This is a genomic window from Enterobacter sp. NFIX59 (assembly GCF_900113755.1).
Classification (GTDB): Bacteria; Pseudomonadota; Gammaproteobacteria; order Enterobacterales; family Enterobacteriaceae; genus Enterobacter; species Enterobacter pseudoroggenkampii.
In genome coordinates this window covers 46,146-67,995 of record NZ_FOQN01000004.1, presented here as the reverse complement: position 1 = coordinate 67,995, position 21,850 = coordinate 46,146, and the positions used below count along the sequence as shown (strand labels likewise).

The window sequence follows — 21,850 nt, the reverse complement described above, 5'->3', positions numbered from 1 at the left end:
TTTTTTAGCCATGATGATAGCCACCGCCCAGCGCCGAGGTCAGCTGCAGGGTAGCGTCGACATATTGCCCCTTCAGCAGCACGCCTTCGAGGTGCTCTTTGAGGGCCGGTATTCTGGCTTCACTGACACGGGAGCCCGCAATAATCCCCGCGCTGAAACGCGCCTGTGCCAGCGCCACAACCCGTGCCGCATCTTTTTCAACCTGCTGCTGTTGGCCGTTCTTCGCCATCAGCGTTTCGACTTCGCTGGCGGTGCGTGCCACCTGATTGACGGCCTCCACCACCGCTTTGTTGTAGTTGGCTACCGAAAGGTTGTTCTGCGCCTGAGCGATATCCAGGCTGGCGTTCAGCCTGCCGCTGTCAAAAATTGGCAGCGTCAGCCCGGCGGTGACGCCCATCTGCTGCGCGGATGAACGGAACAGATCGCTCAGGTGGAGGGCATCCTGCTGTAAGAACGCCATCAGGTTCACGTCAGGATAGAACGCCGCTCTGGCGGCCTCTACCTCGCTCATGGAGGCTTCGATATACCAGTGCGCCTCCTGAAGATCCGGACGGCGTGCCAGCAGTTCATATCCGAGCGTCGACGGTAACGAGGCTTCCACCGTCGGCAAGGCGTGCCGCGTAAGCTTCACGGAGGAGGAGTTCGTCAACGCGACCAGACGCGCCTCTATGGCTTTCATCTTCCCGTTGACCTCGGCCAGCTGCTCTTCGGTTTTGCTGGCGTTGATATCCGTTTCGACACCCTCCACCGAGGAGGTGATGCCGTGCTGGTACAGCTCGCGATCGGCACCGATAATATTGTCCTGCTCATGTTTGATCTGCGCGAGAACCTCCCCCGCGGCGGCCTGAGTTTGCCACTCCCAGTAGAGCCGCGCCACGCTGCCGGCCAGCAGCTGTCGGGTCTGCTCCAGCTCCGCTTTTTGCGCATTCACTTTGCCAATCCGGGCTTCGACCTGCGCGCGATTTTTACCCCACAGATCGAGATCCCAGCCTGCGGTCAGGCCAAAGGTGCCGTTGGTGTACCACGGCCCGGTGGTCCCTGCCGCCGGGTCGGTAATGGCAAAGGGCCCCATCAGCCCTTCGGCGGACATTTTCTGACGTTCAGCCTCGGCGGAAAAATCAATTTGCGGACCGTCGGCAGCCATAGCCGCTTTGGCCTGAGCTTCGGCAAGCGTAATCCGCTGACGGGCAATCTGCATATCCGGCGCATCGCTTAATGCTTTTGCAATAAGCCCGTTAAGCTGGGGATCGTTATACGCCTTCCACCACGCATTTTTCGGCCAGTCGGTATAATGCAATGAGGTATTCACAGACTTGGCGGCCGGTTGTGTATTTAGCGGAGAGACGGTGGAATGTTCAGGTGCGCAGGCTGCCAGAATTAATGCAAAGGGGACACTCAGAGATAAAATAAGAGAACGTTTCATTACGCCATATACTCAAAAAATAAAGGCGAAAAATACGCTTGATACTATTTATTTTTTTAGTAATGCGTGGCAATCCGTAAATTGTTATACATTTACATAATCAGAAAATTATTCACCAAATGAATAAATTACTTTGACTGAATAACCCGTGCAATATCAGAGGACGTCTGTAATGTACGAATCTCCTGAAATAACCCCAGCGCTTCATCGTACTCTTTACGTAAATAACTCAGCCACTGCTTAATTCGCGCGACGTGATACAAACCGGTGTCCCCCTGCTTTTCCAGACGACTGTATTTTTGCAGCAGCGTGACGACGTCTGCCCAGGGCATACGCGGTTCGTTATATTTCACCACCCGGCTGAGGTTCGGCACATTCAGTGCGCCGCGGCCAATCATGACCGCATCGCAGCCGGTGGCATGCAGACAGGCCTGCGCGCTCTCGTAGTCCCAGATTTCGCCGTTGGCGATCACCGGAATGGTGAGGCGTTTGCGGATCTCACCGATCGCCTGCCAGTTAATGCGATCGGCTTTGTAGCCATCTTCTTTGGTACGGCCATGCACCACCAGCTCGGTGGCCCCGGCCTGCTGCACCGCATCGGCGATTTCAAACTGCCGCGCGTCGCTGTCCCACCCAAGGCGCACCTTAACCGTCACCGGCAAATGCGAAGGCACGGCCTCGCGCATGGCTTTCGCGCCGCGGTAAATCAGCTCAGGATCTTTCAGCAAGGTCGCCCCGCCGCCGCTGCCGTTGACCAGCTTCGACGGGCAGCCGCAGTTGAGATCCACCCCGTAAGAGCCCAGCTCAACCGCGCGGGCGGCGTTTTCCGCCAGCCATTCCGGATACTGGCCGAGCAGCTGAATACGCACCAGCGTGCCGGAAGAGGTTCGGCTCTGGTTGTGCAGCTCGGGACACAGTCGGAAGAAGGATTTTACCGGCAACAGCATATCGACCACGCGCAGAAACTCCGTCACGCAGAGATCGTAATCGTTCACCTCGGTCAGAAGCTCGCGCACGAGGGAGTCGAGCACGCCTTCCATTGGGGCCAGTAAAACACGCATAGCAGTACCTGTGAAAAAAGACGCGCTATAGTAGCCGCTCTCTATATCGCTGGGAAGCGCTTCTGTTCAGGCAGAAAGTCACCCGGCGTTGCCCCAACAATGGCGCGAAACGCCGCCGCAAATGCCGCCGGGCCGGAAAACCCCAGCATCCAGGCCACCTGCTTAACCGGGTATCCGTTTGCGAGCAGGTCCAGCGAGGCACAAATCCTGGCACGCTGTCGCCAGGCCCGGAAGCTAAAGCCGGTATCGTTGATAAACGCGCGTGAAAACGTGCGTTCAGACATCGTGGCCCGTTCCGCCAGCCTTTCCAGAGAAAGATCCCAGAGATTGTTGGCAATGATGTCACAGGCAATGCGATGTAAGCGCTCATCCACGGGCATCGGTAATTCGGCTGAGATTTGCTGAGCTTCACTGAGGATATCGAGCAGCAAAACGGCCATGCTGCGCTGACTGGCTGGCCGGTATTCCGCGCTGAACAGCCCGGCAATCAGCTCTTTGAACAACGCTGTTGCCATAATCACATGAACCTCGTCTTTCCGCATAAAAGGCTCACATTGCGCTATCAGCGCCGGGCTAAACCAGACCGCGCGCAGCTCCGTTGTGGATAACACGCTGTAGGTATGCTCCTGAAAGGGAGGGATCCACAGCGCGCGCTGTGGCGGTATGACCCAGCGTTTGCTGCCGGTTTCGACCAGCATGACCCCTTTGATGGCAAACAAAAGTTGCCCCTGCGAATGCTGGTGAGGCGGATCGACTTCGCCGCGCGTATAGCGAATTGCCCCTCTTGACCATCCGATAGCATCGTCGTGAATTGGCGTTTTATCGATAACGGTTGGCATTTCACATTCTCCCCTTCCTCTTATGATGCTGCTTGTACACGTAACCAGAGAGAGACGCAATGCACATCCATTTTATTATTCATGAACATTTCGAGGCACCAGGCGCCTATGAAATCTGGGGGAAAAGTCGCGGCTGCAGTCTGAGCTACACCAGAGTGTATCAGGGCGATTCGTTACCTGAAGAACTGGGGAACACAGACCTGCTTATCATCATGGGAGGCCCGCAGTCACCCGCCACCACGCGTGAGGAATGCCCCTGGTTTGATGCGCAGGCGGAAAAGGCACTCATCAGCCGCGCGATAGAGGCAGGTAAAACGGTGATAGGCGTTTGTCTGGGCTCGCAGCTTATCGGTGAAGCGCTGGGTGCAGCGTTTTGTCATAGCCCGGAAAAAGAGATCGGCAAATTTCCCGTCAGGCTCACAGATGCAGGCAAGGCGAACCCGCTGTTTGAGGACTTTGGCAGCGTGCTGAACGTCGGTCACTGGCATAACGATATGCCTGGGTTGACGCCGCAGGCTAAGGTTCTGGCTTACAGCGAGGGCTGTCCCCGCCAGATCGTGCAATACAGCGAACGGGTTTACGGTTTCCAGTGCCATATGGAGCTGACGCCGGAGGTGGTAGAGTTGCTGATTGAGCATTCGCAGAGTGACCTCCGCCGCGCGGGTGAATTCCGTTTTGTCGAAACGGCGGAAAAACTCCGCTCGCATGATTATCGCGAAATGAATCAGGTGCTGTTTTCTTTTCTCGATAAACTGACAGCCTGTCGCTGATACCTTCTCTGGCACGCCGTTTCGCCAGCGCAATCCCTTTCCTCTAAACTGTAGCCTGCACCGTTATGGTGATACCGGACGTTCCATTCCGGAATGTCTGGTATGCTCAAAATTCATGATGTGATCCATGGCACATTTTTAGGTTTAATTGTATGATGAATGCGTTTCAGCAAGGACTATCACCATGAGCAAATCATTGAACATTATCTGGCAATATCTGCGCGCATTCGCCCTGATTTACGCCTGCCTGTATGCCGGGATTTTCATCGCGTCGCTGCTGCCCATCACCATCCCCGGCAGCATTATCGGCATGCTGATCCTCTTCGTGTTGCTGGCGCTGCAAATCCTGCCCGCAAAGTGGGTCAACCCCGGCTGCTTCGTCCTCATTCGCTATATGGCGCTGCTTTTCGTGCCTATCGGCGTCGGGGTCATGCAGTATTTTGATTTGCTCAAAGCCCAGTTCGGCCCGATTGTGGTCTCCTGCGCGGTCAGTACGCTGGTGGTTTTCCTGGTGGTGAGCTGGAGTTCACATCTGGTGCATGGCGAACGTAACGTGATTGGGGAGAAAACAAAAAAATGATGGACAATATCTGGTGGTCCCTGCCGCTCACCCTTGCAGTCTTTTTCGCCGCACGTAAGCTTGCCGCGCGTTTCAAAATGCCCTTGCTGAACCCCCTGCTGGTGGCGATGGTGGTGATTATCCCGTTCCTGCTGCTCACCGGCATTCCTTACGAACGCTACTTTGCCGGCAGCAAAATCTTAAACGACCTGCTGCAACCCGCCGTCGTGGCGCTGGCGTTTCCTTTATATGAGCAGCTGCACCAGATCCGCGCCCGCTGGAAATCCATCATTACCATCTGTTTTGTGGGTAGCCTGGTGGCGATGATCACCGGCACGTCGGTGGCGCTGCTGATGGGCGCTTCCCCACAGATTGCGGCGTCAATCCTACCTAAATCGGTGACCACGCCTATCGCGATGGCGGTTGGGGGCAGCCTCGGCGGTATTCCGGCCATCAGCGCGATGTGCGTCATTTTCGTCGGTATTCTCGGCGCGGTGTTTGGCCACACTCTGCTAAACGCGATGCGTATTCATACTAAGGCGGCTCGGGGGCTGTCGATGGGCACCGCCTCGCACGCGCTGGGCACGGCCCGCTGCGCGGAGCTGGATTATCAGGAAGGGGCATTTAGCTCCCTAGCGCTGGTGATCTGCGGGATTATTACCTCTCTGCTGGCCCCGTTCATTTTCCCGCTTATTCTGGCAGTGATGGGCTAAAATTTGCGATGCGTCGCGCAAATTTCATTTTGATTTCATAAGTTGCATACATAATGAGAAGTGGATCACATATAAAGCCCTGACGGCTCCGTAAACTACCGATCCATTAACCTTTATGAGGCAAACGCCATGCACCCACGTTTTCAAGCTGCTTTCGCCCAGCTTGCAGAGAATTTGCAGTCAGCCCTTGCTCCCGTTCTGGCAGATGCGCACTTCCCCGCCCTGCTGACCGCGGAGCAGGTCACGATGCTGAAACAGGCAACGGGACTGGACGAAGACGCGCTGGCTTTCGCACTGCTTCCTCTGGCTGCTGCCTGCGCGCGGGCCGATCTCTCCCACTTTAACGTCGGGGCCATTGCGCGCGGCGTCAGCGGCACCTGGTACTTCGGCGGCAACATGGAGTTCCTGGGCGCAACCATGCAGCAGACCGTTCACGCCGAGCAGAGCGCTATCAGCCACGCCTGGCTGCGCGGTGAAAAAGCCCTGAGCGCCATTACCGTTAACTACACCCCCTGCGGCCACTGCCGTCAGTTTATGAACGAGCTGAACAGCGGGCTGCAGCTGCGCATCAATCTGCCAGGCCGCGCGCCGCACACGCTGGGGGATTATCTGCCTGACGCGTTTGGCCCGAAAGATCTGGAGATCAAAACCCTGCTGATGGACGAGCAGAACCACGGTTTCGCCCTGTCCGGCGATGACCTGAGCCAGGCGGCGATTACCGCCGCCAACAAGAGCCACACGCCGTACAGCAAGTCCCCGAGCGGCGTGGCGCTGCAGTGCCGCGATGGCCGAATCTTCACCGGCAGCTATGCGGAAAACGCCGCGTTTAACCCAACGCTGCCGCCGCTGCAGGGCGCACTTAACCTGCTGAGCCTGAACGGCTATGACTATCCGGACATTCAGCGCGCCATTCTGGCCGAGATTGCCGATGCGCCGCTGATCCAGTGGGATGCCACCGCCGCAACGCTCAAAGCGTTAGGCTGTACGACAATTGACCGCGTACTGCTGGCGTAATCCTTCCGGCGGGCAGAAATGCCCGCCAGTTTGCTGAAAAACCCCTCAGTTGAGTCGCTGTTTCTTGCGCTAACCAGGCGGGTAAAGTAGCCTGAGTTAAATTTCATCCACGCACGAGCCATCTGCATGTTAAAGCGCGTTTTTTACAGCCTGTCTGTCCTGGTCGGCATACTGCTGTTGATCGTGCTCGGTCTCGACCGCTGGATGAGCTGGAAAACCGCCCCCTACATCTTTGACGACCTGCAGGACCTGCCCTATCGTCAGGTTGGCGTGGTGCTCGGTACCGCCAAGTATTACCGCACCGGCGTCATCAACCAGTATTACCGTTACCGCATTCAGGGCGCGCTGAACGCCTACAACAGCGGCAAGGTGAACTACCTGCTGCTGAGCGGGGATAACGCGCTGCAAAGCTACAATGAACCGGTGACGATGCGTAAGGACCTGATTGCCGCAGGCGTGGATCCTGCCGATATCGTGCTCGACTACGCCGGGTTCCGCACCCTGGACTCCATCGTGCGCACGCGCAAAGTCTTCGACACCAACGACTTCATCATCATCACCCAGCGCTTCCACTGCGAACGCGCACTGTTTATCGCGCTGCACATGGGCATTCAGGCACAGTGCTATGCGGTGCCGTCGCCAAAAGATATGCTGAGCGTGCGCGTCCGCGAGTTCGGTGCCCGCTTTGGTGCCCTGGCCGATCTGTATATCTTCAAACGCGAACCGCGCTTTTTAGGCCCGCTGGTGCCGATTCCGGCGATGCACGAAGTGCCGGAAGACGCCCAGGGTTACCCGGCCGTCACGCCCGAGCAGCTGCTCGATATGCAGAAAAAAGAGAAATAACAGCACCCCTTTATACTTTCTTTACGCCGGGCCTGACGCTTTTTATCTCCCCTTTACGTCGGCTCTTTTAAGCTGAGTTCACTGCCGCTACGGCTTCATTGAAGAATGACTATGAACTCGATAATGAATGCGTTTTTCCTCAAAAGTCTCCGTCCGTATTTTAACCTTCCCGGTTTATCACTTCCTGGCGCACTCAATTCCGGTCTCTGGCTTGATGAAAAAATTGACGCCCTGCAGCACAACATTTCAGTGGAAGTAGCCGATTACCTGGAACGTTACCCGCAGACGAAACATGTAGACGTTTACCTGAACGATATCAACGGCACGATGCGTGGCAAGCGTCTGTCGGTGGAGAGCATGCTGAGTCTGGAAAAAGGCTGTTACTTTCCCCTTTCGGTCTACTCGATGGATCAGAAGGGAAAAATCGCCGCCCCGCTTCATGATGAACCGGACCGACTCTGCGTTCCGGTCGCCGGCTCCCTGCGTCCCTGTCCACAAGATCCGCAGCACAACGCGCAGATCCTGCTGACGATGAAAGACAGCGACGATAGTCCCTGCCCGCTTGAGCCGCGCGTGATACTGCAGAACGTACTGGCCCGCTTCCACCGGCACGGCCTTTTCCCGGTGATTGCCCCGGAAATCGAGTTCTATCTGACGGGGCATGACGATCGGGATCCGCAAAATCAGGGCTGTTTTCATATGGATACCTCGTCGGCGCATGCCGCGCTGTTTGACGAACTGGAACAGCTGGCGCACCTGCAGCACATCCCGCTGTCAGGGGTCGTAGCGGAAGCCGAGTCCGGTCAGTACGAATTAAACCTGAAGCACAGCCATCGCGTCGTTGAGGTCTGCGATAACGTGCTGGCGCTGCGTCGCCTGACCCGATACGTTGCCGAAAAGCACGGCCTGCAGGCCAACTTTATGGCCAAGCCCTTCAGCGAACTTTCCGGCAGCGGCTTGCACTTCCATTTCAGCCTCAACGACAGCCGCGGCGAAAACGTCTTTGCTTCCCCGGTTAACGCGCTGAACAGCATGGTGCGTTTGTGCATCGCGGGCCAGCTGGCGCTGATGCCCGCCTCTATCGCCATTCTTGCGCCAGGCGTCAACGCGTTTCGTCGCCTGCGTAAAAACCTGACGGAACCCGTATTTAACTCCTGGGGTTATAACACCCGCTCCGCCGCTTTGCGTATTCCCTGCTCGGAAGACCACAACCGTCGTATCGAGTACCGGCTGGCCGGGGCTGACGCCAATCCGTATCTGGTGGCTGCTACTATTCTGACCGGCATGCTGTACGGGCTGGAAAATATCGACGAGGAGGAGTTGCCCGAACCGCAGCACGATCAACCTGAACTGCCGCTGTTTCAGCAGGAGGCGATTGAGACTTTTGCCCGCTGTCAGTACCTCACCGACAGCCTGGGCGACGCCTTTTCCGAACAGTGGATCGCCTGCAAGCTCTCTGAACTCGACTGGTTTGAACGCATTGTGACCCGAGAGGAGTCACAGCTGGCATAAGGCATAAAAAAAGCCCGCTCGGTGAGCGGGCCGGGTATCGCGAGAGACGATTATTTCTTACGCGCGTACTTCAGTGAATCCAGCGCAACCGCGAAGATAATGATGGCGCCTTTGATGATGTACTGCCAGTACGGGTTCACGCCGATATAGGTCAACCCGTAGTTGATGACGGTGAAGATGATCACACCGGTCACCACGCCCAGTACGGTACCCACACCGCCGCTGAAGGAGACGCCGCCCACCACGCAGGCTGCAATCGCATCCAGCTCGTACATGAAGCCAAGGTTGTTGGTTGCAGAGCCGATACGGCCGGCTTCCAGCATCCCGCCGAAGGCATAGAACACCCCGGACAGGGCATAGATGATGAGCAGGTTCAGGGCAACGTTTACGCCGGACACTTTCGCCGCTTCCGGGTTACCGCCGATAGCGAAGATGTTTTTGCCAAAGCGCGTTTTGTTCCACAGGATCCAGACGAAGGCCACCGCAATCAGCGCATAGAAGGTGATATACGACAGGCGGAAGCTGCCCAGCGCAATAAACCCTTGCGTAAAGGTCGAGAAGCCGCTGTCAAAGCCCGAGATGGGTGAAGCACCGACAAAGTCGTAATACAGGGAGTTGATACCGTAAACGATGATCATCGTACCCAGGGTGGTGATAAATGGCGTCACGTTCAGGTAGGCGATGATGATACCGTTGATCAGACCAATCACCGCGCCGATGGCGCAGACAATCAGGATCACCACGAAAATCGGCATAGTGGCCATTTCCGGGAAGACCTTGTTGGCGTTTTCCATCGACTGCAGCAGGGTTGCCGCGATAACCGCCGCCAGACCCACCTGACGACCGGCAGAAAGGTCCGTCCCCTGGGTCACGATCAGGCCCGCTACGCCCAGCGCAATGATAATACGCACGGAGGACTGGGTCAGAATGTTACTCAGGTTCAGCAGGCTTAAGAACGTAGGGTCCTGGAAAATAATGATAGCCAGCAGTACTAAAAGAACAACGTAAATACCGCCTTCTTTCAGGTAAGTGAGAAAACTTTTTTTATTTAACGCACTCATGAGGAGCCCCTGATCTTAAAGGTGCAAAGACGCAAGACGCAAAATTTCGTTTTGCGTTGTCGTTTTGGTGTCAACAATACCGGCGACGAGACCATTGCTCATAACCAGAATACGGTCCGTGATCCCTAACAATTCCGGCATTTCGGAAGAAATAATAATGATCCCTTTATTCTTTTTCGCCAGCTCGGCAATCAGCTGATAAATTTCAAACTTCGCGCCGACGTCAATACCGCGGGTCGGTTCATCCAGCATTAGAATTTCTGGCTGAGTTAATAACCAGCGGCCGATAATAACTTTCTGCTGGTTACCGCCTGACAGCGAACCAATTTGGGTGCGGTGGCCTGGCGTTTTCACGCGCATGGAGTCAATCACCCATTGGGTATCGCTCTTCATGCGGGAGTTATCCAGCAGCCCGACTTTGTTTTTGTAATTGCGAATGTTAGAAATTAACGAGTTAAAGTTAATATCCAGATAGGCATAAATACCGGTCGAACGACGCTCTTCCGTCACCAGCGCAAAACCATTATTAATGGCTTCGTTGGCGTTGTGGTTATTGATTTTCTTACCGTGCAGCGTAATGGTGCCTTCGGCTTTCTCACGAATGCCAAACAGGGTTTCCACGATATCGGTACGCTTTGCCCCCACCAGCCCGGCAATCCCCAGGATCTCTCCCTTGTGCAGGTCGAAGGAGACATCGCGGATAGACGGCTGACGTAACGAGGTCAGATTGCGCACTTCCAGAATCACTTCACCCGGCTTGTTTTCTTTGTCCGGGAAGCGCTGGTTCAGGGAACGGCCGACCATCATGGCGATGATCTTGTCCATGTCCAGCCCTTCCAGCGGCTGCGTGGCAATCCACTGGCCGTCGCGCAGGATGGTGATCTCATCGCACAGCTGGAAGATCTCTTCCATTTTGTGGGAGATATACACAATGCCGCAGCCGCGCTCTTTCAGCTTGCGAATAATGGTAAAAAGGTGATTAACCTCTTTTTCCGTTAATGACGATGTCGGTTCGTCCATGATGACGATTTTCGCATCATAGGAGAACGCTTTGGCGATTTCGATCATCTGCATCTGGGAGACGGATAATGTTCCCACGCGGGCGCGCGGATCGATATCAATATCCAGCTCGTCGAAAATCGCTTTGGTGTCGCGATACATTTTGTCCTGATCGACAAAGACACCTTTGGTGGGATAACGCCCCAACCACATGTTATCCATGACTGAACGCTGCAGCACCAGGTTTAATTCCTGGTGAACCATCGAGATACCGTTTTCCAGTGCTTCTTTCGCTGAATGGAAATCGATCTCTTTCCCCTGAAAAAGAATGCTGCCAGAATCTTTTTGATAGATCCCAAAAAGACATTTTAATAATGTTGATTTACCCGCACCGTTCTCACCCATTAGGGCGTGAATAGAGTGAGGACGAACTTTTAAATTAACATTATCGAGTGCCTTAACGCCGGGAAATGACTTGTTGATACCGCTCATTTCCAACAGGTATTCACCGGATGACTGAGTAGTTGTGCTGACCATAATTATACCTTGTTGGCCTCGCATATCGCGTTATAAAAGGGCGCAACGAATTGCGCCCAGTGGAGACAGTACCGCTAACTTATTTACCGATAAACTCAGCCAGGTTGGACTGGTCTACGCCCACGTAAGGTACGCGAACGATTTTGTTTTCAATTTTCCAGTTGGTGCCATCTGCCGCGCCTTTGCCATCGGCCAGGTTTTTCGCCAGATCGAAGGTCGCTTTCGCCTGGTTGTTGGCATCGTTCAGCACGGTACCGGCCATCGCACCGGATTTAACCAGCGCCAGCGCTTCTGGCAGCGCATCCACACCGAATACCGGGATGGACGATTTGTTGTGCGCTTTCAGCGCTTCTACCGCACCCATTGCCATCGCATCGTTGTTGGCGATAACCACTTCGATTTTGTTCGCGTTAGGGCCGGACAGCCACGCGTCCATCTTATCTTTCGCCTGAGCGGTATCCCACATCGCGGTATCTAACGCCAGCTGCTGGGTTTTCAGACCCTTGTCGTTCAGCTCTTTGATAACGTAAGTGGTACGGGCTTCAGCATCCGGGTGGCCTGGTTCGCCTTTCAGCAGCACGAACTGAATCTGACCGTCTTTGTTCAGGTCCCAGTTCGGGTTCGCCGCCCAGTGTTTGGCGATCAGATCGCCCTGAATAATACCGGACTCTTTGGAGTCGGTACCGACGTAATACGCTTTGTCGTAGCTATCCAGCGCCTTACGGGAAGGTTCTTTGTTGAAGAAGACGATCGGCACGTTCTGGCCGCGCGCTTTTTCAATAACCGTGCCTGCTGCAGCCGGGTCAACCAGGTTGATGGCCAGGGCTTTCACGCCTTTCGCCAGCAGAACGTCGATCTGGTCGTTCTGTTTGGACTGGTCATTCTGGGAGTCGTTCATCAGCAGCTGAACGTCTGGCGCTGCTTTCGCATCTTTCTCAATCGCTTTACGCACAACAGACATGAAGTTGTCGTCGTATTTATAGATGGTCACACCAATACGGGTATCCGCAGCGTGCGCTGCTGCACCAAAAAGCATGCTTGCCATTACAGCAGACAGGGTCAACACCTTCTTATTCATGGTATCTCCGGTTTTTTTATGCAGGGTAGTTCTTGTGAATAACGATCGGCGGGCAGGTGTTAATAAAACGTTACTGACAGCCGAAGTTCACTTATAAAATTTCTATCTTCCGTGTTCGGTAACGCTCCAGAAATGCGTTTTATTCGTTGTTTGCGGCACGTTGGCTATAGTGAAAGTGAATAATCACCGTTACATAGCGTTTCAGCTCCTAAAACGCTGACATCATAGTCAGCGCCTTGTTAAGATACTGTGAATTTACTCACAGATTGAAAACGGTTACATCACCTCATGTAATCAGTTAGTGATCGGAACCACAGTTTGCCTGGCCGCGACGGAGTGGCGACGCACTAAAGTCGGCATGAAACAGTGCGTTGCGCCCGGATCCAGCAGCCCTGCCGCCCCCTGTAACGCCAGCTCAGTCGCCAGTTTCGCCATAGAGGCAATGGGGTAGCGCACCGTTGTCAGCTGCGGGTCGGTGTAACGGGCAATCGGAATATCATCAAAGCCAATGAGTGATAAATGCTGTGGCACTGCAATGCCGTTATCCTTCAGCGCAGTCAGGGCCCCTGCCGCCATGCTGTCGTTATAGGCAAACACCGCAGACAGCTGCAGGTTGCGGCCCAGCAGTTCCACCATCGCCGCTTCACCGCCCTGCATGTCCGGCGTACCGGTTCCCACCCAGCTTTCGGATGGCATCATGCCGTGCTCTTTCAGGGCGTTTTGCCATCCCTCGCGCCGCAGGTCGTCATCTTCAATCTGATGGCTGGAGGCCAGATAACCAATCCGCTGATGCCCGTTGTTAATGAGCATTTTCGTGGCCATCATGGCACCGCTGACGTTATCCAGCCCGACGCAGCGATGGGCATAGCCGGGGACGATACGGTTAATCAGCACCATGCCCGGGATCTGATCCATAAAGCCGGTTAGCTCTTCATCGCTCAAGGCTTTTGAGTGGACAATCAAGGCGTTACAGCGCTGGCGGATCAGCACTTCGATGGCATGGCGCTCTTTTTCCGCCTCATGATAGCTGTTGCCGATCAGGACGTATTTCTGATGCTGCTGGGCGACCACGTCGACCGCTTTCACCAGCGCGCCGAAAAAGGCATCTGATACATCCATCACCACCACGCCGATGGTGTCGCTGACCTGCGTCGCAAGCGCCTGCGCATTGGCATTTGGCCGGTACCCGAGCTGGGTCACGGCTTTCATTACGGTTTCACGGGTTTCAGGGCTGACCAGCGCGCTGTTGTTCAGCACGCGCGAGACGGTAGCCACAGAAACGCCCGCCTGACGGGCGACGTCACGAATGGTGATCATATTCACCATCCTTCAAAGGATTGCAGCAACTCACAGACACCCCCTGTGTTTAGCAAGGTGGCTATTTTGGCAGCGAGAGAAAGGGGACTACGTGAAGAAGCTCACACTCATGAAAACGCTTACATCCGTTTTGTTAATGATTGTGATCCAGATCGTTATCTGGATGTGTTTTTCAATGATACACCTGAAGCATGTGCGGTTAACTGACGCCACACCCACTCCAGCGGTCCCTGGCGGAAATAACGTAGCCAGAGAACAGAAAACGCCAGGTTAACCACCCAGACCGGGATAACAAACGCCAGCAGCGTGAGGCGGTCGAATTTCATAAACAGGCCAAAGCGATAGAAAAGCGTGGTGCAGAGAAGCGTTTGCAGTAGGTAGTTGCTCAACGCCATACGGCCCACGCAGGCGATAGCGCTGACGATCCACAGGCGGGAAAGCGTTGGCCAGAAGCCATAGATCAGCGCCGCGTAGCCGATGGTCTGGAACGGTGCGCTCAGTTCGCGCGGCACCTGGAGCAGGAACGCGCACCAGCGGTAATCCCAGTGGATGTGCCACTGCGTAATGACCGCCGGGAGGTTAATCAGCACGCCCAGCAGCACCAGCCCCACACCCGTTCGCCGATAGTGACGCAGGCTGAATTCGCCTTTCAGCCAGCCGGTGCGCATCAGTGACGCGCCCATCAGCATCATGCCCGCCAGCTGCCAGCCGTATTGCGCCCCCAGCGCAAGGAGGTTGTCCCCCAGCATATCCGCGCGGTTGCTTATTGCTTCCGTACCGCCTTTCAGCTTCCAGAACTGCTCGTACTGCAGGTTAGCGGCATCCGGGATCCAGGCACGGTTAGTCGCCTCTCCGGAGATCATCCCCAGCAGCAGTAGTACAGCAAGCCCCATGACATAGAGCATCACGCCGGTGTTAAACAGGCTTTTAACGCTGTGCGCATCGCGAATCAGACGCCAGCAGATGAGCCCGACTAACCCATACGCGAGAAGAATATCGCCGTCCCAGAAGAACAGGCCGTGAATAAAGCCGAGGATAACCAGCAGCGTCAGGCGCGACTGGATCCAGCGCGTACCGCGTTTGAGGAGAAGCTGCAGGCCTGCGCCAAACAGCAGGGCAAAGAGCGTGAGGAATTTGACCTGCGCAAAGAGATCGAGGATCGCCCACGTCCAGGCATCACTGCGGGTGATGTCGCCATACCATGCAGGATTGAGATAAGCCGCCTTCGGCAAACCGAAGGCGGTGATATTAAGCAGCAGGATACCGAGAATGGCGACGCCGCGAACAAAATCGAGCGTGACGTTTCGCTCCATGGTCCCTGCCCTGTAAGACTTAGTTGTGGTGACGTACGGCGCGCAGGAACTCCTGGCGGGTATTCTGGCTCGATTTAAACAGACCGCCCAGCGAGGTTGTGGTGGTCGCACTGGTGGCATCGCGCACGCCACGCGCCTTCACGCAGTAGTGAACCGCGTCGATAGAGACGGCCACGTTATTGGTGCCGAGCAGCGTTTGCAGCGCGGTCAGGATCTGCTGGGTCAGGCGCTCCTGCACCTGCGGACGCTGAGCAAAGAACTGCACGATGCGGTTGATCTTCGACAGGCCAATCACCGTATCTTTGGGGATATACGCCACGGTCGCTTTACCGTCGATGGTCACGAAATGGTGTTCGCAGGTGCTGGTCAGCGTGATATCGCGGACCGTCACCATCTCATCCACTTTCATCTTGTTTTCAATGACGGTGATTTTCGGGAAGTTGGCGTAATCCAGACCCGAGAAAATTTCGTCGACGTACATTTTCGCGATGCGGTGCGGCGTCTCCATCAGACTGTCGTCACTCAGATCGAGATTCAGCAGCTCCATGATATCGGTCATATGACCGGCAATCAGACGCTTGCGGGTTTCATTGTCCAAATCCTGTACGGGCGGACGCAGTGGCGTTTCAAGACCGCGCGCAACCAGGGCTTCGTGGACCAGGGCAGCTTCTTTACTGAGTGATGACATTTTGTTCTCCTGCAGGTGTGGCGTCTTTTGCCCTCGTTGTGGCAAAAGTATGCGTTCATTGTGCGTGAGGCGGCGCACATAATCCAGTATTCACGACGATAATTATTGCAATTGCTGTTGCCTTTCAGCGTGACGATTCCAGACCAGGGCTCCGCCGACGAACAGCGCCACGCCCGCCAGCCCCAGCGCGGGCTCCAGCCGGTGGGTAAGCCAGGTTGATAACGCCGAGGTCATCGGGCCAATCAATTGCCCTATCGCATACCCGGTGGTGAGCAGGCCGGCCATATAGCGCGTGTGGTTTGGCGCCAGCTCGCGACCGTATAAAAGAGAGAGCTGCACGGCACACAAAAAGCCGCCTCCCACCAGCAGCCCGCCCGTCAGCAAACCGCCAATCCCCGGCAGCAGCCAGGCCGCCAGCACGCCCGCCCCCTGTAACCACAGCACGATAGCCAGCCTGCGGTTAGCCGTTGAGGTGTGGCGTAAAAGAATACTTAGCGCAATGCCCACCACGGCGGCGAGACCAAAAATCGGCCAGACAAACTGGGCAAACATGCTGCCGGGAAAACGCACCGCCGCCATTTGCGACAGGAAGGTCGCCGGGAGGATATAGCCAAACCCGGCCAGGCTGTAGCTCCAGACCAGGCGCTTTAAATCCGCCGTCAGCAGCAGCGGCTCCGGCGCGGTGCCGGGTCGATGGAGCTGCCCGGATCGCGGCAGGTAGCGCGCCACCAGGGCAATCAGCACCAGCGCCAGCACGCCGTAGATTTGCCATGCCGCCCCGGCCGACAGGGATTTCGCCTGGATATAGACGGCGAGCAGCCCGCTCAGGGCGATGCCCGCCCCGGGTCCGGCAAACACCGCAGCGCTCAGCCCCGGTTTACCGAGCTGCCCCAGCCGTTCGTTGGTCCAGGCGGCAATGAGTACCATCGACCAGCCGCTCATGCAGCCGATGACAAAACGCAGCAGGCCGTGCACGACGGCATTATCCGCCGCCGCGGAGAGCAGCGTCAGCGCCACCGCGCCGGTGATGCCAAGCCAGAGGCGCGTTTCAACGAAGCGGTGCGCACGCATCGCATCCCACGCGCCCACCAGATAGCCCAGATAATTCATCGCCGCCACCAGACCCGCGCTGGTCAGCGTAAGCTGTCCGGCAGCAATCATCAGCGGCACCTGGGGCGTAAAAGCAAAGCGCCCTATCCCCATCGCCACCACCAGCACGACAAACCCACTGAGCGCAATACGCAGCGCCATGACCGCTCCAATTGTTAAAGAAAAGTAAATTTATGATGCAGCATCTCGCCCTCTGGCGAAAGTGAAAGTTACTCACAGGTCAATGAAAAGGCTGTATTATGGTTTTTATGAATACGCATTCTCATTAAGGAGCCCTGCATGGAACTGCTCGAAGAGCACCGTTGTTTTGAAGGTCGACAGCAGCGCTGGCGGCACGACTCCACCGTCCTGAACTGTGCAATGACGTTCAGCATTTTCCTGCCGTCGACGGAAAATCCACCGGTTCTGTTCTGGCTTTCCGGCCTGACCTGCAACGACGAAAACTTCACCACCAAAGCGGGCGCGCAGCGTATTGCCGCCGAGCTGGGCATTGCGCTGGTGATGCCAGACACCAGCCCGCGTGGCGATGATGTGGCCGACGATGCCGGATACGACCTGGGCAAAGGCGCCGGGTTTTATCTCAATGCGACCGAGCAGCCCTGGGCGCGCCACTACCGCATGTATGATTACCTTCGCGATGAGCTGCCCGCGCTGATACAGTCCGGGTTTGCGGTAAGCGACCGCTGCGCCATTAGCGGCCACTCCATGGGCGGACACGGCGCGCTCATCATGGCGCTGAAAAATCCAGGAAAATACGTCAGCGTGTCGGCATTTGCGCCAATTGTGAACCCTACTCAGGTGCCGTGGGGGCAGAAAGCCTTCGCGAACTATCTGGGGGAAGATGAAGCGAATTGGCAGGAATGGGACAGCTGTGCGCTAATGCTGGCCAGCAAAGCGGAAGCGGCGATTCCCACCCTTATCGATCAGGGTGATGCGGACCAGTTCCTCGCCGGACAGCTGCAGCCTGCGGTGTTTGCTGAAGCCGCGCGCCAGAAGGACTGGCCGCTGACGCTGCGCATTCAGCCGGGATACGATCACAGCTATTACTTTATTGCCTCCTTTATTGAGGATCATCTCCGCTTCCATGCGGAGCATTTGTTCGGGTAAGTGCGGGTGATTGCCGGGTGGCGGCTTCGCCTTACCCGGCCTACATTCGCGGATTTTGTAGGCCCGGTAAGCGAAGCGCCACCGGGCATAAAGGTTATATCAGAACTTATAATCCACGCCGACAAAGTAGCGACGGCCATCTTCCGTGTAGCTGTAATCGTCGCGGCTCAGATCTTTGTCCAGCAGGTTCTGCACGCCCGCACGCAGCTTCACGCTTTTCGTCGCCTGCCACGCGGCGCCGGTATTCCAGATGACATAGCCACCCGGTGTTGGTTCACTGCTGGTCAGCGCGCGTTTCTCACCGGTGTAGTTGCCCTGAACATAGAACGACCAGTCCTGCGTCGCCTTCCAGTCAACGGTACCGTTGGCGGTGTGGAACGGCAGATCGGACAGCGGCTTGTTGCCGCCGTTGCTGATATCACGACCGTCGTTGTAGGTGTAGTTCAGCGTCACTTTCCAGTCGTCCGCCAGCGGGAATTTCAGCTCGGTCTCCACCCCGCGGATGCGCGCCTTGTTAACGTTGTAGTAGCGGAAAATCGGTTCACCGTCCGCATTCAGGCCAACGTAGTTAGGGTAGCTCTGCGCCTGCTTCGCATTGGCCGTACGGCTAATGCTGATGCGGTCATCGACGTTATTCTGGAAGGTGGTGACGCTGGCCTGCACGCCCTCTAACCAGCCCTCTTCCCCGCTGTAGTAAAGACCGAACTCGAAGCTCTCGCTGGTCTCCGGTTTCAGATCCGGGTTACCGACAATCTCACAGGCACCGCGACACGAGCCGGTGACCCAGTCCGGGCTCAGCTGCAGCAGCGACGGCGCTTTAAACGCGGTCGCCCAGCCCCCTTTCACCGTTACGGTATCGGTCGCGTTGTAGACCAGATAGGCGCGCGGGCTCCAGTGGTCGCCGTAGGTATCATGGTCGTCCATACGGATACCGGTGGTCAGCGCCAGAGGTTCAAAGAGACGCCACTCATCTTCAAGGAACAGGGCATACTGGCTTGTCGACGTACTGCTGCTGGAACCGCCCGTCAGGTTGACCGGATCCTTCAGCTTATCGTGACGCCATTCGCCGCCGAAGGTCATCATCTGGTTGATTTCGCCCAGCGGCAGCACGTATTTTCCGTCCACCGCGTTGCTCTCGGAGGTGATCGGATTGCTGTTGCCCGGGTTTTTGTTATCTACCTTTTCGCCGTAAACCTTCAGCTCGCTGTTGCCGACGCCCCAGCGGCCGTTGTGGCTGAGAGAGTAGTTCTGACGTTCAAGGCGGTTTTTGTCGAGGGAATCCGAGTCACGGTCCTGACGGTCGAAACCGTAGCCCGCCGTAAAGTCATGATTTTCAGACGGCGTCCAGGCGAACTCCACATTCGCATCGCGGCGGGTGTTGCCCTCAATGCGCGGCGTTTCACCGCTCGCCGTGGTAGAGGATTTCTGCTGACCGTCTTTCTCACGCTTCGCGAGGCTACCGTAGGCTTTCAGCCCCAGCAGACCGTCCACCAGCGGACCGCTGGTATAGAATTGACCGTTGTAGGTGTCTCCACGGTCGCGATGTTCCTGAATTGTGGAATCGGCGCTCAGGGTACCCGTCCATTTCTGGCCGATTTTTTTGGTGATAATGTTTACCACGCCGCCCAGCGCATCGGAGCCGTAAAGAGAAGACATCGGTCCGCGCACCACTTCGATGCGTTCGATGGCGTCAACCGGCACCCAGTTGAGGTCGAAATCATTATGGCGGAACACCGCGTTACGGGAATTGACGCGCTTGCCGTCAATCAGGATCAGCGTATAGCTGCTGTCCAGTCCGCGAATACTTACCCCTTTACGGTTGTCCCCTTCGCTCGTGAGCTGCACGCCCGGCACATCCCGTAACACATCTTTCAGATTCTGAACGGGTTTGCGCTGCAAATCTTCCTGGGTGATGACGCTGATGCTTGCCGGTGCGTCTTTCAGGTTTTGCTCGGTCGCGGAAGCCGTGACAACCATTGTGTCGCCGGATTCCGCTGCGATAACAGGCAGGGCCAGGGACATTGCGGACGCGCAAAGTCCTCCCCTGACGAAGGGATTCAACCTAAACATTCCATATCTCCATGAGGTAAATACAACTCAATCAAATCATCATTGCTCACAGCGTCTTCCTGGCCGCCCACATCTGCGGTGGGTCGGTAGCACGCTTATTTTTGATAACGATAAAGCAAACGATAATTATTATCAATTGAATTGTTAAGAAATATATCTTTGTTTCAGGATGCGGCAATAAAAAAGCCCGCTCAAACGAGCGGGCTAATAGAGAGGAAGTGCGGTTATTGTTTAAATCGTTCCGGGAATTCCATTTCACTGTAGCGAACGAAGTGTGTTCCTTTCGTCAGCTTGTAACCAAACCAGATGACGAGGAACAGCGGAATGCCAATGTAGGTTGCCGTGACGGCGCCCCAGTCAATGGTGTCCGCCAGGAACGCTTCATAGTTCTGTCCCAGCGTAATGATCAGGCACAGAATGAAGGCGAAAATGGGACCCAGAGGGAAGAAGCCGGAGCGATACGGCAGCGAGTTAATATCGTGACCCTGTTTGACGAAGCCACGGCGGAAACGGTAGTGGCTAATGGCAATCCCCAGCCAGGCAATAAAGCCCGTCATTCCGGACGTGTTAAGCAGCCACAGGTATACCGTCTGGTTGCCAAACATAGAGGTCAGGAAGCACAGACCGGCAATCACCGTGGTGGCATACAGCGCGTTACGCGGTACGCCGCCACGGGACAGCTTCGCGAAGATACGCGGGGCTTTACCGTCGCATGCCAGCGTGTAGAGCATACGGGTGGACGCGTACATCCCGGAGTTACCGGCTGAAAGCACAGCGGTCAGGATAACGGCGTTCATCACTGCCGCGGCAGAAAGCAGACCGGCGTGCTGGAAGACCAGCGTGAACGGGCTGACGCTAATGTCTTTAACGTCATTACGCAGCAGGCTGGGATCGGTGTACGGAATGATCAGGCTGATAATGAGGATCGCGAACACGTAGAACAGCAGGATACGCCAGAAGACCTGACGAACCGCGCGCGGAATATTCTTCTCCGGGTTCTCTGACTCACCGGCGGCGATACCAATCAGCTCGGTCCCCTGGAAGGAGAAGCCGACAATCATCGCCACGCCAATCATCGCCGACAGTCCACCGGCAAACGGCGCATCGCCTGTTGTCCAGTTACTCCAGCCCGCAGGTTCTGCGCCTTTGAAAATACCAACGATCATCGCCACACCGACGACGATAAAGATGATGACGGTTGCCACTTTGATCAAAGAGAACCAGTATTCCGCTTCGCCGAAACCGCGCACGGAGATGTAGTTCAGCAGGAAGATGACGGCCAGGAACAGGGCGCTCCAGATCCAGCCCGGCGTATCGGGGAACCACCAGTTCATCACCAGCTGCGCGGCGACAAGGTCAACGGCGATAGTGACCGCCCAGTTGTACCAGTAGTTCCAGCCCAGCGCGAAGCCAAAGCCTTCTTCAACGTATTTTTGACCGTAGGTCGAAAACGAACCGGATACCGGCATGTACGCGGCCAGTTCGCCGAGACTGGTCATCAGGAAGTACACCATCAGGCCAATCAGGATATAAGAGAAAAGTGCCCCACCCGGGCCGGCTGCCGAAATCGTTGCGCCAGAGGCAACGAAAAGACCTGTACCGATTGAGCCTCCAATGGCGATCATCGTCAGGTGACGCGCCTTGAGTTCACGACGTAGCGTGGGCGCTTCTGTGGTTTTAATTTCTGAAACCATATGAAAATGCTGTCCATTTAATAAATGAGGCGCGATTGTAGCAGACGATCCGCGTTCCTTCCGGCAGAAATACTCAGTTATAAGAGAGCTTCATGACTCGGCCAGGATTATAAGTAAAGCATAATTTTTCCCTCTCCCCTTT

General features: G+C 55.9%; 19 protein-coding genes. 7 read left to right on the top strand and 12 right to left on the bottom strand.

Annotated elements, in window-relative coordinates; all coding sequences use genetic code 11:
- Window positions 1-4 precede the first annotated feature (4 nt).
- From mdtQ to BM007_RS14780, 3 genes are all read right to left on the bottom strand, one after another.
- On the bottom strand, window positions 5-1,423 hold the full coding sequence (gene mdtQ / locus BM007_RS14790) for a multidrug resistance outer membrane protein MdtQ (RefSeq protein WP_090419536.1): 1,419 nt from the start codon (window positions 1,421-1,423) through the stop codon (window positions 5-7).
- A gap of 128 nt (window positions 1,424-1,551) precedes the next feature.
- Window positions 1,552-2,484 (bottom strand): tRNA dihydrouridine(16) synthase DusC, encoded by a 933-nt coding sequence (gene dusC / locus BM007_RS14785; RefSeq protein WP_090419533.1) that lies wholly within the window; start codon window positions 2,482-2,484, stop codon window positions 1,552-1,554.
- 41 nt (window positions 2,485-2,525) lie between these two features.
- On the bottom strand, window positions 2,526-3,323 hold the full coding sequence (locus tag BM007_RS14780; RefSeq protein WP_090419510.1) for an AraC family transcriptional regulator: 798 nt from the start codon (window positions 3,321-3,323) through the stop codon (window positions 2,526-2,528).
- A gap of 59 nt (window positions 3,324-3,382) precedes the next feature.
- On the opposite strand from BM007_RS14780, the gene BM007_RS14775 reads away from it, so the two are divergent.
- From BM007_RS14775 to BM007_RS14750, 6 genes are all read left to right on the top strand, one after another.
- Window positions 3,383-4,093 (top strand): type 1 glutamine amidotransferase, encoded by a 711-nt coding sequence (locus BM007_RS14775; RefSeq protein ID WP_090419507.1) that lies wholly within the window; start codon window positions 3,383-3,385, stop codon window positions 4,091-4,093.
- 184 nt (window positions 4,094-4,277) lie between these two features.
- On the top strand, window positions 4,278-4,673 hold the full coding sequence (locus BM007_RS14770) for a CidA/LrgA family protein (protein ID WP_045908676.1): 396 nt from the start codon (window positions 4,278-4,280) through the stop codon (window positions 4,671-4,673).
- Window positions 4,670-5,365, top strand: coding sequence for a CidB/LrgB family autolysis modulator (locus BM007_RS14765; RefSeq protein ID WP_008500916.1), 696 nt, complete (start codon window positions 4,670-4,672; stop codon window positions 5,363-5,365). The genes BM007_RS14770 and BM007_RS14765 overlap by 4 nt, the downstream gene beginning before the upstream one ends.
- A gap of 129 nt (window positions 5,366-5,494) precedes the next feature.
- Entirely contained in the window at window positions 5,495-6,379 is an 885-nt protein-coding gene (gene cdd / locus BM007_RS14760; RefSeq protein ID WP_048992527.1) for a cytidine deaminase, read from the top strand.
- A 126-nt stretch (window positions 6,380-6,505) separates the two neighbouring features.
- Window positions 6,506-7,222 carry an outer membrane permeability protein SanA gene (gene sanA, locus BM007_RS14755; protein ID WP_008500918.1) on the top strand — a complete coding sequence of 239 codons (717 nt, stop codon included), beginning with the start codon at window positions 6,506-6,508 and terminating at the stop codon, window positions 7,220-7,222.
- Window positions 7,223-7,345: 123 nt separating this feature from the next.
- On the top strand, window positions 7,346-8,734 hold the full coding sequence (locus BM007_RS14750) for a glutamine synthetase family protein (RefSeq protein WP_090419504.1): 1,389 nt from the start codon (window positions 7,346-7,348) through the stop codon (window positions 8,732-8,734).
- 50 nt (window positions 8,735-8,784) lie between these two features.
- On the opposite strand, the gene mglC is transcribed toward BM007_RS14750, so the two are convergent.
- The 7 genes from mglC to BM007_RS14715 form a co-directional block, all read right to left on the bottom strand.
- Window positions 8,785-9,795 carry a galactose/methyl galactoside ABC transporter permease MglC gene (mglC, locus tag BM007_RS14745; RefSeq protein WP_008500921.1) on the bottom strand — a complete coding sequence of 337 codons (1,011 nt, stop codon included), beginning with the start codon at window positions 9,793-9,795 and terminating at the stop codon, window positions 8,785-8,787.
- Window positions 9,796-9,810: 15 nt separating this feature from the next.
- Window positions 9,811-11,331: a galactose/methyl galactoside ABC transporter ATP-binding protein MglA gene (gene mglA / locus BM007_RS14740; RefSeq protein ID WP_032646557.1), complete on the bottom strand. Its 1,521-nt coding sequence runs from the start codon at window positions 11,329-11,331 to the stop codon at window positions 9,811-9,813.
- Window positions 11,332-11,410: 79 nt separating this feature from the next.
- Entirely contained in the window at window positions 11,411-12,409 is a 999-nt protein-coding gene (mglB, locus tag BM007_RS14735) for a galactose/glucose ABC transporter substrate-binding protein MglB (RefSeq protein ID WP_024908164.1), read from the bottom strand.
- 294 nt (window positions 12,410-12,703) lie between these two features.
- On the bottom strand, window positions 12,704-13,726 hold the full coding sequence (gene galS, locus BM007_RS14730) for an HTH-type transcriptional regulator GalS (protein WP_032646558.1): 1,023 nt from the start codon (window positions 13,724-13,726) through the stop codon (window positions 12,704-12,706).
- Between the two features lie 155 nt (window positions 13,727-13,881).
- Window positions 13,882-15,039, bottom strand: a complete 1,158-nt coding sequence (yeiB, locus tag BM007_RS14725) for a DUF418 domain-containing protein YeiB (RefSeq protein ID WP_048992530.1) — start codon at window positions 15,037-15,039, stop codon at window positions 13,882-13,884.
- Window positions 15,040-15,058: 19 nt separating this feature from the next.
- Complete coding sequence (gene folE, locus BM007_RS14720; RefSeq protein WP_008500927.1) at window positions 15,059-15,727, bottom strand: GTP cyclohydrolase I FolE; 669 nt, start codon at window positions 15,725-15,727, stop codon at window positions 15,059-15,061.
- A 102-nt stretch (window positions 15,728-15,829) separates the two neighbouring features.
- Window positions 15,830-16,978 carry a YbfB/YjiJ family MFS transporter gene (locus BM007_RS14715; protein WP_090419501.1) on the bottom strand — a complete coding sequence of 383 codons (1,149 nt, stop codon included), beginning with the start codon at window positions 16,976-16,978 and terminating at the stop codon, window positions 15,830-15,832.
- A gap of 138 nt (window positions 16,979-17,116) precedes the next feature.
- Between BM007_RS14715 and fghA the strand changes: the two genes are divergently transcribed.
- A complete protein-coding gene (fghA, locus tag BM007_RS14710; protein WP_090419498.1) occupies window positions 17,117-17,944 on the top strand; it encodes an S-formylglutathione hydrolase in 828 nt (275 codons plus the stop codon).
- 99 nt (window positions 17,945-18,043) lie between these two features.
- On the opposite strand, the gene cirA is transcribed toward fghA, so the two are convergent.
- Both cirA and BM007_RS14700 read right to left on the bottom strand, forming a co-directional pair.
- A complete protein-coding gene (gene cirA, locus BM007_RS14705; RefSeq protein WP_090419495.1) occupies window positions 18,044-20,014 on the bottom strand; it encodes a catecholate siderophore receptor CirA in 1,971 nt (656 codons plus the stop codon).
- A 224-nt stretch (window positions 20,015-20,238) separates the two neighbouring features.
- The gene (locus BM007_RS14700; protein ID WP_090419492.1) at window positions 20,239-21,708 is read right to left on the bottom strand and encodes an amino acid permease; all 1,470 of its coding nucleotides are present in this window, start codon (window positions 21,706-21,708) and stop codon (window positions 20,239-20,241) included.
- Window positions 21,709-21,850: the final 142 nt, after the last annotated feature.

Coding starts and splice junctions, on each gene's coding strand:
- mdtQ (WP_090419536.1), bottom strand. CDS start 1,423: ATGAAACGTTCTCTTATTTTATCTCTGAGTGTCCCCTTTGCATTAATT.
- dusC (WP_090419533.1), bottom strand. CDS start 2,484: ATGCGTGTTTTACTGGCCCCAATGGAAGGCGTGCTCGACTCCCTCGTG.
- BM007_RS14780 (WP_090419510.1), bottom strand. CDS start 3,323: ATGCCAACCGTTATCGATAAAACGCCAATTCACGACGATGCTATCGGA.
- BM007_RS14775 (WP_090419507.1), top strand. CDS start 3,383: ATGCACATCCATTTTATTATTCATGAACATTTCGAGGCACCAGGCGCC.
- BM007_RS14770 (WP_045908676.1), top strand. CDS start 4,278: ATGAGCAAATCATTGAACATTATCTGGCAATATCTGCGCGCATTCGCC.
- BM007_RS14765 (WP_008500916.1), top strand. CDS start 4,670: ATGATGGACAATATCTGGTGGTCCCTGCCGCTCACCCTTGCAGTCTTT.
- cdd (WP_048992527.1), top strand. CDS start 5,495: ATGCACCCACGTTTTCAAGCTGCTTTCGCCCAGCTTGCAGAGAATTTG.
- sanA (WP_008500918.1), top strand. CDS start 6,506: ATGTTAAAGCGCGTTTTTTACAGCCTGTCTGTCCTGGTCGGCATACTG.
- BM007_RS14750 (WP_090419504.1), top strand. CDS start 7,346: ATGAATGCGTTTTTCCTCAAAAGTCTCCGTCCGTATTTTAACCTTCCC.
- mglC (WP_008500921.1), bottom strand. CDS start 9,795: ATGAGTGCGTTAAATAAAAAAAGTTTTCTCACTTACCTGAAAGAAGGC.
- mglA (WP_032646557.1), bottom strand. CDS start 11,331: ATGGTCAGCACAACTACTCAGTCATCCGGTGAATACCTGTTGGAAATG.
- mglB (WP_024908164.1), bottom strand. CDS start 12,409: ATGAATAAGAAGGTGTTGACCCTGTCTGCTGTAATGGCAAGCATGCTT.
- galS (WP_032646558.1), bottom strand. CDS start 13,726: ATGATCACCATTCGTGACGTCGCCCGTCAGGCGGGCGTTTCTGTGGCT.
- yeiB (WP_048992530.1), bottom strand. CDS start 15,039: ATGGAGCGAAACGTCACGCTCGATTTTGTTCGCGGCGTCGCCATTCTC.
- folE (WP_008500927.1), bottom strand. CDS start 15,727: ATGTCATCACTCAGTAAAGAAGCTGCCCTGGTCCACGAAGCCCTGGTT.
- BM007_RS14715 (WP_090419501.1), bottom strand. CDS start 16,978: ATGGCGCTGCGTATTGCGCTCAGTGGGTTTGTCGTGCTGGTGGTGGCG.
- fghA (WP_090419498.1), top strand. CDS start 17,117: ATGGAACTGCTCGAAGAGCACCGTTGTTTTGAAGGTCGACAGCAGCGC.
- cirA (WP_090419495.1), bottom strand. CDS start 20,014: ATGTTTAGGTTGAATCCCTTCGTCAGGGGAGGACTTTGCGCGTCCGCA.
- BM007_RS14700 (WP_090419492.1), bottom strand. CDS start 21,708: ATGGTTTCAGAAATTAAAACCACAGAAGCGCCCACGCTACGTCGTGAA.